The following is a 12,626-nucleotide window of genomic DNA, read 5'->3' as shown; positions in this document are numbered from 1 at the left end:
AAATGTTAGGAAATATGATGAGTGGTCAGCTGTTGATATCTGGCCTTATTGAGCATGCTGAGAAGTATCACAATGATGCAGAGATAGTTTCTAGGACAGTTGAAGGACCAATTCATAGATATACATACGGAGATGCAGCTAAGAGATCACGGCAGTTGGCCAATGCTCTAGAAAAACTTGGATTAAAAGAAGGAGATACGGTAGGTACACTTGCTTGGAATACTTTTAGGCATTTTGAATTATATTTTGGTGTATCTGGTATAGGATGTGTTGTTAATACAGTCAACCCAAGACTTTTTCCTGAACAATTAATATACATTATTAATCATGCTGAGAATCAATATCTATTCATAGATCTATCATTCGTTGAGCTTGTAGAGTCTCTGGAATCTGAGTTAAAGGATGTTAAAGGTTATGTCATTCTGACGGATAAAGAGAACATGCCAGAAACTAAATTAAATAATGCCATTTGTTATGAAGATTTAATATCTGGAGAATCTGATGAATTTAGTTGGCCAGAATTTGATGAAAATACTGCTTCTAGCTTATGTTATACATCCGGGACGACTGGCAATCCAAAAGGTGTCCTTTACTCTCATAGATCTACAATCTTGCATGCTTGGATAGTTAGTTCAGGTAATGTCGCCAAAGTGTCTAGTTCTACATGCATTTTACCTGTGGTTCCAATGTTTCATGTCAATGCATGGGGTATTCCATATGCTGGAGCAATGTTTGGTGCGAAGTTAGTTTTTCCAGGACCGGCACTCGATGGTGCCTCAGTTTATGAACTAATAGATAATGAAAAGCCAGATCTGTTGATGGGTGTTCCGACGGTCTGGTTAGGTCTTTTACAGCATCTAAATGAAACCAATCAGACTCTAGATTGCGTTGAAACAGCATTAGTAGGTGGTTCAGCTGCTCCTAGAGCTATGATTCAAGAATTTGAAGAAAAACATGATGTCTTTTTAATGCATGGATGGGGCATGACTGAAATGAGCCCTCTTGGGACGGCAACTAGTAGGACAAAAGATATGGAGGATATGGACATTGAAAAAAGATACGACCTCCAACAAAAACAAGGTAAAGCCTTTTTTGGGGTTGATATGACTATCGCTGATGATGATGGAAATGAACTACCTCATGATGGTGTAGCTTTTGGAAGATTATTGGTAAAAGGACCCACCATTGTTGAGCGTTATTACAAAGCAGAGGAGAGCGCTTTGGATGCCAAGGGTTGGTTTGATACCGGTGACGTTGCAAAGATACATCCAGAGGGTTATATGGAAATTGTTGATAGAAGTAAGGATGTTATTAAATCAGGTGGTGAATGGATTAGTTCGATAGATCTTGAAAATGCTGCAGTAGGCCACCCCGAAGTAGCCGAAGCCTGTGTAATTGGGGTTTTGCATGCCAAATGGGATGAGAGGCCACTGTTGCTGATAGTCAAAGCAGCTGGTCAGAATCCTACTAAGGAAGATATAAATTCGTATCTAGAAGATAAAGTCGCTAAATGGTGGCTGCCTGATGATATTGTTTTTGTAGAAGAATTGCCTCATACAGCTACTGGAAAGCTTTTGAAGACTGGCTTGAGAGAAGATTTTAAAAATCATTTAATAAATAAATAGGAGAAAGCAATGATTGGATTAGTACCAGCAGAAAAATTAGTAGAGTACGTAGGTCAAGAAATAGGTTCCTCAGATTGGTTTGAAGTAGATCAAGATAGAATAGATATGTTTGCTGATGCCACTTTAGACCATCAATTTATTCATATTGACTCAGAGAAGGCGACCCCTTTATTCGGCTCAACGATAGCACATGGATTCCTATCTCTATCATTGGTACCACATTTAACTTCGCAAGCAGTGCTTGCGCCTGAAAACTTAAAAATGGTATTTAATTATGGACTTGATAAAGTCAGATTTATTAATCCTGTAAATGTAGGTTCTAAAGTAAGAACTCATAGTAAATGCGTATCAGTAGATGATAAGGGTGATGGTAGATATTTAATGAAGACTGAAGTCACTATGGAGATTGAGGGTGTAGAAAAACCTGCTTATATAGCAGAAACTTTATCTATGTTCGTCACTTAAAACTATATGCCCAAACCTGCTAGCAATCTTAAGGATAAGGTAGTAAACAGAGCTGTTAATTCTCTCAGGAGGAATAAAAGAATTGAACAGATAAGCTTTGCGGCCATTGCTAAAGAGCTAGATACGACTATTGACGAAATAAGCTCTTTCTATACAACTACTGAAGATATCTTCCTTGAAGCTCAGAAGAAAGATTGGGAATCTCTGCATAGATATTGGGATAAACGTATAAAAAAAGCTAGGACTCCCGGAGATTTCAAAAATGCTTTCGAAATATTTTTTGAAAGATTCGTAGAAACACTAAGCAAGGATGCTGATTTACGGTTAGAACTCTCTTGTTATTTACCAAAATGCGTTAAATACAGAGAGAGCAATAGGAAGAGAGTTAAACAAAAGTTTCATAGACTTATAAAGAGAGGTTGGCCTGGAAAAGACGAGAAAGTATTGGAAAGGCAAACAGAGCTTGTAACAGTATTATTTTATGGTTTTATTGATCATGTAGTTCATATACCTAAAATTGAGCGAACTAAAATTCTCAGAGATTTTAGAAACATGCTTAACTTGCATCTTCAAGATAGAAAGTTTTTTTAAGATGAAAGTTGATATTCAAAAGAAGGTAAAAATAATTCAAAAGTCTATGGAGACTATTAGGAAGTCAGATAGGACACTTCATACGATTTCTTTTTCCAGATTGGCTCAAGAATTAAATATGCCATTAGAAGAATTGACAGCCTTCTTTATGAATGTTGAAGATTTATTTTTAAATGAACAAAAAAGAGTGAATAGGAAAATGGAAAAATTCCTTGATGAAGGAATTCAGAATGCAAAGACAGCCAATCAAGCAAAGGATCTTCTTGAGACAGCAACTTTAAAATTAATTGATCTTTTACCTGACCATAGTGATTTAGTATTCTCGGCTTCTTTCTACCTTCCTCAATGCATTGAAGAAAGAGCTCGAGCAAAAAAATATTATAAACAGGCTTTTAGAAAGATAATTAAAAAAGGCTGGCCTGGAAAGATTGATTCAGTCCTAGATAGACAAACAGAGTTGGTACTTTTATCAGTTTACGGTTTTTATGAATACTGCGCTAAAGTTAGTGATAAAGAACGAAAAGCTATACATAAAGATTTCACTAATATGATAAATCTGCATTTACAAGACAGATTATTTTTCTAATTTAGATTTAAGAATATCGTTAACTTGCTTAGGATTGGCTTTTCCCTGAGAAGCTTTCATCACTTGACCTACAAAGAATCCAAATAGCCTATCTTTACCGGCTCTATACTGTTCAAGTTGCTGGGGATTATTTTCGATAACCTCATCAATCAATGATTCTATCTCTTTATCATCAGTTACCTGTTCTAGGCCTTCTTCCGTGATAATATCGTCTACTTCTTTTCCGGTAGTCCATATTTTTTCGAAGATATCTTTCGCGATCTTACCCGAGATTGTTCCGTCTTCTATTCTACAGATGAGTTGGCCAAGTTTACTTGAAGAAACTTTAGACTCTTTGATACCTAAATTTTCATTGTTTAATTCGGCAGATAGTTCACCCATAATCCAATTTGCACTTAATTTTGGTGAGTTTGATACTTTTGTGACTTCTTCAAAAAATTCAGCCATGTCTTTATCGGCCGCTAACAGATCTGCATCATATTGACTGAGACTAAATTCAGAAACAAACCTTTCTCTCTTTTCAATTGGCATTTCTGGCATAGTTGCCAGGACCTCTTCTATAAATTCCTTTTCTAAGTTGACTGGTAATAAATCTGGTTCAGGAAAATATCTATAATCATTTGCAAACTCCTTAGATCGCATTGGTCGAGTTGTATTTGCTTGAGAATCATAAAGTCTAGTTTCTTGAGTAATTTTTTTACCGGATTCTATTTCATGAATTTGTCTTTCAATTTCATATTGAATTGCTTTTTCAACAAAACGAAATGAATTTACATTTTTTGTTTCGGTTCTTATCCCGAGTTTCTCGTCACCTTTTTTCCTAACCGAAACATTGGCATCACATCTCATTGAACCTTCGGCCATATTTCCATCAGATATTTCTAAGTATCTAATAATCGAATGTATTGACTTAAGATATGCTACTGCCTCTTCTGGAGTATTTATCTCTGGTTCTGATACTATTTCCAATAGGGGTGTTCCAGCCCGATTTAAGTCAATTCCAGATTGCCCCTCGAAATCATCATGCAGGGACTTACCTGCATCTTCTTCAAGATGTGCTCTAGTTACACCTATTCTTTTAGTACCATTCTTTGTTTCAATATCTAGGAAGCCATTTTCTACGATTGGTTTATCCATTTGACTGATCTGATATCCTTTAGGAGAATCTGGATAGAAGTAATTCTTTCTAGCAAAGCTCGTAGGACTATTTATTTCAGCGTTGAGTGCTTTACCAAGTTTAACTGCCATTCTGAGAACTTCTTCATTTAGAACAGGAAGCACGCCGGGCATTGCTAAATCAATATTACATGCTTGAGTATTAGGAAGCGCCCCAAAGTCTGTACTCGCGCCTGAAAAAAGTTTAGATTTTGTAGAAAGTTGAACATGAATTTCCAATCCAATTACAGCTTCCCAATCCTCTGAGTAATTCTTCATCTTAAACATTTGGCATCTTCTTGTGCCAGTCCGTATGCGATTGATAAGAGTGTGCAAACTGAAGTAGCTTACTTTCCTCAAGTGAGTTACCAACTAATTGCATTCCTAGGGGCAGTCCATTGTATTCCCCACAGGGAATCGATAATCCAGGTAAGCCTGCCAAGTTAGCAGGAATAGTGAAGATATCCTGTAAATACATTTCAACGGGATCATTCGTTTTTTCTCCAGATTTAAAAGATGTACCGGGAGTTGTGGGAGATAAAATGACATCTACACTTTTAAAAGCTTCGCTAAAATCGTTAGCTACTAACTGTCTACATTTTTGTGCTTTCACATAGAAGGCATCATAGTATCCAGCAGACAGTGCATAGGTCCCAATCAGTATTCTCCTTTTCACTTCTGCCCCAAACCCTTCCTCTCGTGTTCTCATAAAAAGATCTTCTATATCTTTAGGGTTTTCACACCTATATCCATATCTCACACCGTCGTATCGAGAAAGATTTGCCGAGCACTCTGCGGGAGCGATAATATAATAAATTGGAAGAGAAAGATTGATATTCCCAAGTGAAATCTCAACTATCTCAACTCCTAAACTTTTATATACCTCTATCGCTTCTTCAATAGATTTCATTACATAAGGTGACATTTCTTTTTCAAAAAACTCTTTTGGAAGTCCTATTTTCATACCTTTTATAGGATTATTTAAATTTTCAGTTAAATCGGGTTGATCTAATTTAAGACTTGTAGAATCTTTAGGATCATGACCAGACATAGCCTCTAAAATTAAAGCGGCATCTTCTGCAGATTTTGCTATGACACCACCCTGATCTAAGCTAGAAGCAAAGGCAATCATTCCATATCTTGAAACTCTTCCATAAGTTGGTTTTATGCCTGTTAAACCGCATAAAGATGCAGGTTGTCTAATGGAACCTCCAGTATCGGTTGCGGTAGCTATTGGAGCTAGCTCAGCAGATACACATGAAGCAGAGCCTCCTGATGAGCCTCCTGGAACATATTCAATATTCCATGGATTCTTTACTGGACCAAAATAACTTGTTTCATTAGATGAACCCATTGCAAATTCATCCATATTAGTTTTACCTAACATCACCATACCTTTTTTATCTAATTTGTCATAAACGGTAGAAGAATAAGGTGCTTCAAAATTTGAAAGCATTTTTGAGCCACAAGTTGTGAGTACACCTTTTGTACAAAATATATCTTTATGAGCAATCGGCAGCCCATCAAGAGGGAAATTATTATTTGTCTTATACCTATTATCTGCAGCCTTGGCTTGAGAAAGTGCCTGATCTTCTGTGACTGTAATAAAAGAATTTAATTGGCCATCAAGCTTTGAGATTCTATTTAAGTAATGAGATGTAAGCTCTGTTGAAGTGAAATCTCTTTTTTTTAAACCCTCTAATTGCTTACTAAGACTAAGTTTATGCAAATCCATTTAATCTTCTCCGTCTATAACTTTGGGGACGAGAAATAGCCCTGATTTCACTGATGGCGCATTTTTTAGTAATTCATCTCTTAAATCTTCTTCAGTTACCTCATCTTTCCTCGTAGGTTGAGATAAATCTAATGGATGCGACATAGCATTAACTTCTGAAGTATTAGCTTCATCTAATTCTTTGAATAGCCCTAAAATATCTTCCAACTCCTTTTTAAGAGAAGGCAATGATTCTTCCTTAACACTTATTCGTGCTAAGTACGCTATTTCTTTTAATTCTTGATCACTTAATGCCATGTACAGAGTTAATTCTATTAAAAAGATGCGTAATGTAGCATATTGTAGCTTGCTCAAAAACATTGCTGTTGCTAAGGTACGATAATAAGAGGCTAGAATTTTTTCAAAGGGAAATAAATGTTAAAAAGATTAAGAGGTTTGTTCTCAAATGACCTGTCCATTGACTTAGGTACAGCCAATACTCTTGTTTACGTCAAAGAGAGAGGAATAATCTTAGATGAGCCATCAGTAGTGGCGATCAGAAACAATCAAGGTCAAAGAACAGTTGTTGCTGTTGGGGCAGAAGCTAAGAAGATGTTAGGACGTACGCCAGGAAATATAACTGCTATCAGACCACTCAAAGACGGAGTCATTGCAGACTTTCAGGTTACTGAGGAGATGCTTAAACACTTTGTACAAAGAGTGCATGAAGACAGTTTTGTAAGACCTAGCCCAAGGATTCTAGTATGCGTGCCTTGTGAATCTACACAAGTTGAAAGAAGAGCTATAAGAGAGTCAGTTCTTAAAGCAGGAGCTAGAGAAGTTCGTTTGATAGAAGAGCCCATGGCAGCAGCGATAGGTGCAGGCTTACCTGTTGAAGAAGCCAGTGGCTCTATGGTTGTAGATATTGGTGGTGGAACAACTGAGGTTGCCATTCTTGCTTTGAACGGGGTCGTTTATGCTCATTCATTGAAGGTAGGCGGGGATAAATTAGACGAGTCAATTATTTCTTATGTTAGAAGGAATCAAGGTGTTTTACTAGGAGATGCAACTGCTGAGAAGGTTAAGCACATCATCGGAACTGCTTCCCCTGATTCCGATGTTATTGAAATGGAAGTAAGAGGTAGAAACCTAGCAGAAGGAATACCAATTACCTTCACTATGAATAGTAAACAAGCATACGATGCTATGTTAGAACCTCTTTCATCAATCATACAAGCCATTAGAACGGCCCTAGAAGCATCGCCACCTGAGTTAAGCGCAGACATTAGTGAACGAGGTATTGTACTGACTGGAGGGGGAGCTATGCTCAGAGATCTAGATGTTTTAATTTCTAGCCAAACAGGCTTACCAGTTATTGTTGCTGAGGATCCATTAACTTGTGTTGCCAAAGGCGGTGGCAGTGCATTAGAAATAATGGATAAGTACGATATTGATCTGCTATCTACAGAATAATAATTTTAGATATTTTTACTGATACTCTCTGAGTATTATTTATCTATGCTCAAAAGAGAACATAAAGTATCAAATATTAGCAGTGAGGCCATATTCGCTATACCTGCCATGAAACCGTCAAGAGTTATTTTTGCTTCAATATTTTGTCTTTTTCTTATGATTACAGATATCAGGTATGAATCTGGCACATATATAAGATCATTTAGTAATGACATGCTAAAACCAATGTCTTTCTTAACAACATTTCCATTACAGATCTACGAGAATTTTAATCTTTTCTTTTCATCGAGGGTCAACCTAGAAAAAAAAGTGCAGTCTTTACAAGAAGAAAACCTTAAGCTTAAAGCAACAAATCAATTCATGGAGAAAATTTCGATTGATAATAGCAAGCTTAATGCTCTTTGGTCTTCTTTAAGTATTGCTAAGGAGAGATTTCTAATTTCTAAAAAAAGTTTTTTATCTTCTAATGAATATCAACCTCTACTAGTTCTAGATATAAATAGTCGACAGGCTGTTAAAAAGGATAGCGCAGTAGTTTCTGAACAGGGCTTGGCTGGGAGAGTAAGTAGTGTTGGTTTCTCTTCAACAGAAGTTTTATTAGTTCAAGATATCAGATCTTCAGTACCGGTAATTTCAAGTGACTCCTCATTGCATGCGACCTTAGAGGGAAAGGGACTAGGAAGGAATGGGAAACTAAAATTTATAAATAAAACATCGGAATTTTCAGCTGGAGAAAGAGTCTATACTTCTGGGCTTGGGGAGATTTTTCCAGATGGTATATTAGTAGGTGAGGTAGTATCAGTTACTGATCCTGTAGATAGTGAATTCTTAGAAGTTGAAGTATTTTTTTATTCTGATCCTATTAATCAAGACTATTTTCTGATTTATAAAAATGAATAAATCTAATAAAAATAAACTTTGGATTTATCTCTCACTTGTTCTTGCTATGGTTGTGGATAATTTTGTTTTTCCAGAATCAATCCTACAGTGGAAACCTTTGTTCACTTTGCTAGTGTTGATCTATTGGAATATGGCTTTGCCGGATAAAGTTGGGATTGTTGAAGCATTGTTCATTGGCTTAATTATGGATTTGTTAAACGGTTCCATCTTAGGTTTACATGGATTACTATTTGTATTAATTACTTACATATGCCAGCGATTCTTTTATCAATTTAGAGTTTCTCCTATTTGGCAGCAATCAGTTATCCTCTTCTTCCTTTTCTTTATATTCAAGATGGTATTTACTTTCGATTTCCTCGATGTAAGTGAAGGTTTAAATATAGCTGACAGTTTATATCTGACAAATGCACTTATCTTTTCATTAATCTCATCAATTTTTTGGGTACCTATTTTTAATCTTCTTCGAGTATTTAGAAGAAAGAAAATAAAAATATGAACATACTGTGAATAAGATATTTTCTATTACTGTTTGGATAATTTTTGTTTATACAAGTATCTTGCTTTCTTTTTCACTAGCTACAACGCAGAAAACATTTTACTCTTTTGTATTCAAGTCCCTTCTAGATATTGATCCTTCATTTACTGTTACTGAATCAAATTGGCACCCAATAAAGCCTTCAGTCTTAATCACCAATTTAAAATCAGAAAATGACCATCAATTCATCTCTGCAGATAAAATTTTTCTTCAGTTTTCTTTATTTAATATTTCGTGGGGTAAATTCATCTCAAGATTAAGTATAGATAGTATTATTATTCAGAATAGGGCCTATGCCAATGAATCAGGCGATTCTTTTTCTTTTGTTAAGACCTTAAGATCAATTGAGAAGTTAAGTATTAATAATCTCAAAATTAATCTTCCTGATGATACTAATTTACTCAATCTAAGCTTAGATTCTTCACTTAGAAAAGGAGAACCTAAACTAAATCTTTATCTCAAGGATAGACAAAAAAATATTTTAGAAGTAGGAATACTTTCAAGCGAAAATTCTAATGGAGAGTTGGTAAAGGGTTACATACATTCAAATAAATTTAAATTGGATGATGCCCTTATTGGTCTCATTTGCAAGATTTGTAATTTTAATGCTGAGTTACAGACTCAAGTGAACTTTACTTTCTTCCAACAGAAGGTCTTAAATTTTCAAGGAAATATGAATTTAATAACAAATGAGAATATATTTGGATTCAATTCTATCTCTTCAAGCTTTAAGTTAAAAAATATAGATGAAAACTTAATACAAGTCAGTACAGTTTTGAATAATAATGCACAAATAACGGTACCTAATTATTTCATCAATTTTACAGATAACTCTCCTAAGGTAATCTTTCCGCAAATAAATCTTTCCAACAGTAAGTTGACTGAAACTATCTTAGAGAAAGTTGGCATTGAACTTACTGTAAGTGGCCTTTTACAAGACCTGATAATTAAATTTGATACAAGCAAAGAAATTTTAACAGCCAACATTCAGGACTTAGAAATTAACCATAATTCCATGGATTTAACAGGTTTGGTTGGGAAATTATCTATTTACAAAGGCAAAGGTGACTTGGTTCTTAATTCTCCTTTTATTCTTGCTTCGTCGTCTGATTTTCTGGACAAAGATTTAGTATTTCATGACTTCAATTCTTTAGTAAATTTTAGTTTTTCAAATAAGAAATTTGAGATAAATCCATCTAGCTTTAATTTGATCCTTGATGATGAGGAAATTGAAGGGCTGTTATCTTTTTTGAACATCCCTACGAAGGGTCTTGGAGATATTAATTTAAGATTAAGAAGCAAGAAGATGAGTGATAAATCCGTTTTATCATTTTTCCCTAATACAGCCTATTTATCTTCAACAAAAGAGGGTATTGATTATCTAATCGATAGTGCTCAATTTGAAGATTTGAACTTAATTTACAGAGGTCCAGTGGACGGTATTTATACCAACAATTCATCATCTTTCGCCATGCAAGCTTCAGGGCGAGATATTTCTCTGAATGTTAATGGGTATAAGATCTTGGGGGCAAATGCAGACTTATCGATAGATAACTTTATTTTAAATGGTAAGATTTTTAATGGAAATTTCTTTGGCTCTGGAATTAAAGCAGATTTTAAAACTTTTCAATTAGGTTCGAGTTTATATTTTGATGTAAATGGAACCTCTGAAGGACCTTTTTCCACCTTGCTTAAACTTCCCGGCTATAACTTCCGGGATCTAAATTCTGGAGGATTTCATGAAACAAACTTTTATTTTAGTTCGCCACTAAAAAAAGAATTTTCATTACTAGATAAAAACTCTCAGTTGGAGGTTACTACAAAGATAGAAAAAGGAAAATTAAATGTCTCAAATTTTGGATTTAACTTAACTAATATATTTTCAACAATAAATTATGATAATAAAACAGGGTTTAAAGAGGGTTATGTTTCTTTAAAAGTTAATTCTATCCCTATTATTCTCGATTTAGATCCAGAGAATGCAGGCAGAGGGTATAGTTTTTTTTCTTCTAAGAATTCATTTCAAATCAAAAATTTATTTCCAATTAGTTTAAGAGATTCAATCTCAGGCACTTCAGTAACAGCAATTCAGGTTGCTGTTCCATCTTTGATTAGAGGTCAGGATATAAAGAAATCATACTTAGAGCTTTCCTCTAACCTCAATGGAACTGAGATGAACTTTCCTGATCCTTTTTTCAAGTCTAAAGAAGATTCAGCAGACCTTAACATACTATTTTATCCCTCATACAGTAATGAATACTCAAGGCTCCAATTTAAACTTGGAGATATTATCAGAGGAAAATTAAACCTCTTTAACGGTACAGCAGAGGGATTTATTATCGCAGGAAAAGAAAAGCAATCGATCAGCACTGAGAGTGGAAAGATTTCTCTTATAGGGAATATTGATAAGCTTGATTTATCTATTTTTTCTCTTCTTGGAAAATCTGTTGATAATAAATTTTCAGATATAGATATTAAAAAGCTTCAAATAAATGAGGTATCTTTATCAAATTTTTATCTTCCAAAAACAATAATCAAATCTAGAAATTCTAATCAGTTCCTCGAGTTGATAGTTTCCAATGATAGTTTGTCTGGAAGCCTTTATCTTCCGAAGAAAACTAACCAAGTTCCAATAATTGATCTTGATTACATAAATTTGAATTTTTCTGAATCAACATCAGGTTCATCTTTCTTAGATTTGTACAAAAATTTATCAATGCCATTGAAGTTTAAAACAGATTCTTTAGTAATCAATTCCTTTGAATTTGGAAACTGGGCATTTGAATTATCTAATTCAAATTCTTCCTTTATCTTGGATGAAATTAACGGAACGTATGGAAAATGGGGTCTTACAAAGAATAAGAATAATGTTTCGAGATTAAATATTACAAAAAATAAATTGGGCTGGAATACTAATTTAGAATCTAAAATTTATTCTGGATCCCCAGAAAAGGCCTTTAAGCAAATAGGAATAGAGCCTAACTTTGAAATGGATACAATTTTTGTAGAGACAAATGTGTCTTGGCAATCTTTACCTTGGGAATTTGATTATGCAGAAGTACTTGGTGACGTGTATATTGAAGTTGAAGGATTGTTAATTAAGAATAGAGAAGATCTCCAAGCTCAAAATAATATTCTTAGATTGGTTAATATATTTAATGTAACTGATTCCTTTGAGAAGGTAACAAATTTAGATTTCAGAAAATTATACAAATCGGGTTTCAGTGCCGACAATGTGAAAGGAGACATGTTGCTGACTAAGGACTCCATTAGATTGCAAAAGCCTTTGATATTTAAAAGTGGATCTAGCGAGTTTAAGTGGAAAGGAGTTATTGGAAGGGACCAAAAAGGTTACCTAGATAGTCTTGCCTTGGAGGTTACTATGACTTTACCTATTAGGGAGTATCTTCCAGCATATGCTTTTTTATTAGGAGGCCCTATAACTGCCGGCGTAGTTTACATTGCTGGTAAGGCATTTGAGAGAAACTTGGACCAAATAAGTTCTGGATCTTGGTCCATTACTGGAACATTACAAGATCCAAAAACAGACTTTAATGGCTGGTTCGAGGAATCTGATTAATA

At 34.8% G+C, this 12,626-nt stretch carries 11 protein-coding genes; 8 read left to right on the top strand and 3 right to left on the bottom strand.

The genetic code is table 11. The annotated features are described in order from the left end of the window. The first annotated feature begins 2 nt into the window (after positions 1-2). From M9C83_05700 to M9C83_05685, 4 genes are read left to right on the top strand one after another with little or no spacing between them, the layout of a single operon-like run. Positions 3-1,625 carry a long-chain-fatty-acid--CoA ligase gene (locus M9C83_05700; GenBank protein URQ66148.1) on the top strand — a complete coding sequence of 541 codons (1,623 nt, stop codon included), beginning with the start codon at positions 3-5 and terminating at the stop codon, positions 1,623-1,625. A gap of 9 nt (positions 1,626-1,634) precedes the next feature. Then, positions 1,635-2,090, top strand: coding sequence for a MaoC family dehydratase (locus tag M9C83_05695; GenBank protein URQ66147.1), 456 nt, complete (start codon positions 1,635-1,637; stop codon positions 2,088-2,090). A 6-nt stretch (positions 2,091-2,096) separates the two neighbouring features. Further along, complete coding sequence (locus M9C83_05690) at positions 2,097-2,681, top strand: hypothetical protein (GenBank protein ID URQ66146.1); 585 nt, start codon at positions 2,097-2,099, stop codon at positions 2,679-2,681. Between the two features lies 1 nt (position 2,682). Beyond that, complete coding sequence (locus tag M9C83_05685; protein URQ66145.1) at positions 2,683-3,267, top strand: hypothetical protein; 585 nt, start codon at positions 2,683-2,685, stop codon at positions 3,265-3,267. Here the strand turns inward: M9C83_05685 and gatB are convergent. The 3 genes from gatB to gatC are packed head-to-tail and all read right to left on the bottom strand — an operon-like array spanning position 3,256 to position 6,454. Then, entirely contained in the window at positions 3,256-4,701 is a 1,446-nt protein-coding gene (gatB, locus tag M9C83_05680; GenBank protein URQ66144.1) for an Asp-tRNA(Asn)/Glu-tRNA(Gln) amidotransferase subunit GatB, read from the bottom strand. The two genes, M9C83_05685 and gatB, sit on opposite strands and share 12 nt — an antisense overlap. 1 nt (position 4,702) lies before the next feature. After that, positions 4,703-6,151, bottom strand: a complete 1,449-nt coding sequence (gatA, locus tag M9C83_05675; GenBank protein ID URQ67402.1) for an Asp-tRNA(Asn)/Glu-tRNA(Gln) amidotransferase subunit GatA — start codon at positions 6,149-6,151, stop codon at positions 4,703-4,705. Positions 6,152-6,157: 6 nt separating this feature from the next. After that, on the bottom strand, positions 6,158-6,454 hold the full coding sequence (gatC, locus tag M9C83_05670; protein ID URQ66143.1) for an Asp-tRNA(Asn)/Glu-tRNA(Gln) amidotransferase subunit GatC: 297 nt from the start codon (positions 6,452-6,454) through the stop codon (positions 6,158-6,160). 117 nt (positions 6,455-6,571) lie between these two features. Here gatC and M9C83_05665 point away from each other — a divergent pair, with 117 nt between their 5' ends. From M9C83_05665 to M9C83_05650, 4 genes are read left to right on the top strand one after another with little or no spacing between them, the layout of a single operon-like run. Further along, a complete protein-coding gene (locus tag M9C83_05665) occupies positions 6,572-7,609 on the top strand; it encodes a rod shape-determining protein (protein ID URQ66142.1) in 1,038 nt (345 codons plus the stop codon). 45 nt (positions 7,610-7,654) lie between these two features. Continuing rightward, entirely contained in the window at positions 7,655-8,509 is an 855-nt protein-coding gene (locus M9C83_05660) for a rod shape-determining protein MreC (protein ID URQ66141.1), read from the top strand. Then, on the top strand, positions 8,502-9,005 hold the full coding sequence (mreD, locus tag M9C83_05655) for a rod shape-determining protein MreD (protein URQ66140.1): 504 nt from the start codon (positions 8,502-8,504) through the stop codon (positions 9,003-9,005). The genes M9C83_05660 and mreD overlap by 8 nt, the downstream gene beginning before the upstream one ends. A gap of 7 nt (positions 9,006-9,012) precedes the next feature. After that, positions 9,013-12,624 (top strand): hypothetical protein, encoded by a 3,612-nt coding sequence (locus M9C83_05650; GenBank protein URQ66139.1) that lies wholly within the window; start codon positions 9,013-9,015, stop codon positions 12,622-12,624. Positions 12,625-12,626 lie beyond the last annotated feature (2 nt).

The sequence above is a fragment of the SAR86 cluster bacterium genome, assembly GCA_023703575.1.
Taxonomy (GTDB): domain Bacteria; phylum Pseudomonadota; class Gammaproteobacteria; order Magnimaribacterales; family Magnimaribacteraceae; genus Magnimaribacter.
This window is presented reverse-complemented; position numbering and strand designations above follow the sequence as displayed.

Bases quoted from the DNA above. Each gene is read 5' to 3' on its own strand.
- M9C83_05660 (URQ66141.1), top strand. From the start codon at position 7,655: ATGCTCAAAAGAGAACATAAAGTATCAAATATTAGCAGTGAGGCCATA.
- M9C83_05690 (URQ66146.1), top strand. From the start codon at position 2,097: ATGCCCAAACCTGCTAGCAATCTTAAGGATAAGGTAGTAAACAGAGCT.
- M9C83_05665 (URQ66142.1), top strand. From the start codon at position 6,572: ATGTTAAAAAGATTAAGAGGTTTGTTCTCAAATGACCTGTCCATTGAC.
- M9C83_05685 (URQ66145.1), top strand. From the start codon at position 2,683: ATGAAAGTTGATATTCAAAAGAAGGTAAAAATAATTCAAAAGTCTATG.
- M9C83_05695 (URQ66147.1), top strand. From the start codon at position 1,635: ATGATTGGATTAGTACCAGCAGAAAAATTAGTAGAGTACGTAGGTCAA.
- gatB (URQ66144.1), bottom strand. From the start codon at position 4,701: ATGAAGAATTACTCAGAGGATTGGGAAGCTGTAATTGGATTGGAAATT.
- gatC (URQ66143.1), bottom strand. From the start codon at position 6,454: ATGGCATTAAGTGATCAAGAATTAAAAGAAATAGCGTACTTAGCACGA.
- M9C83_05700 (URQ66148.1), top strand. From the start codon at position 3: ATGTTAGGAAATATGATGAGTGGTCAGCTGTTGATATCTGGCCTTATT.
- mreD (URQ66140.1), top strand. From the start codon at position 8,502: ATGAATAAATCTAATAAAAATAAACTTTGGATTTATCTCTCACTTGTT.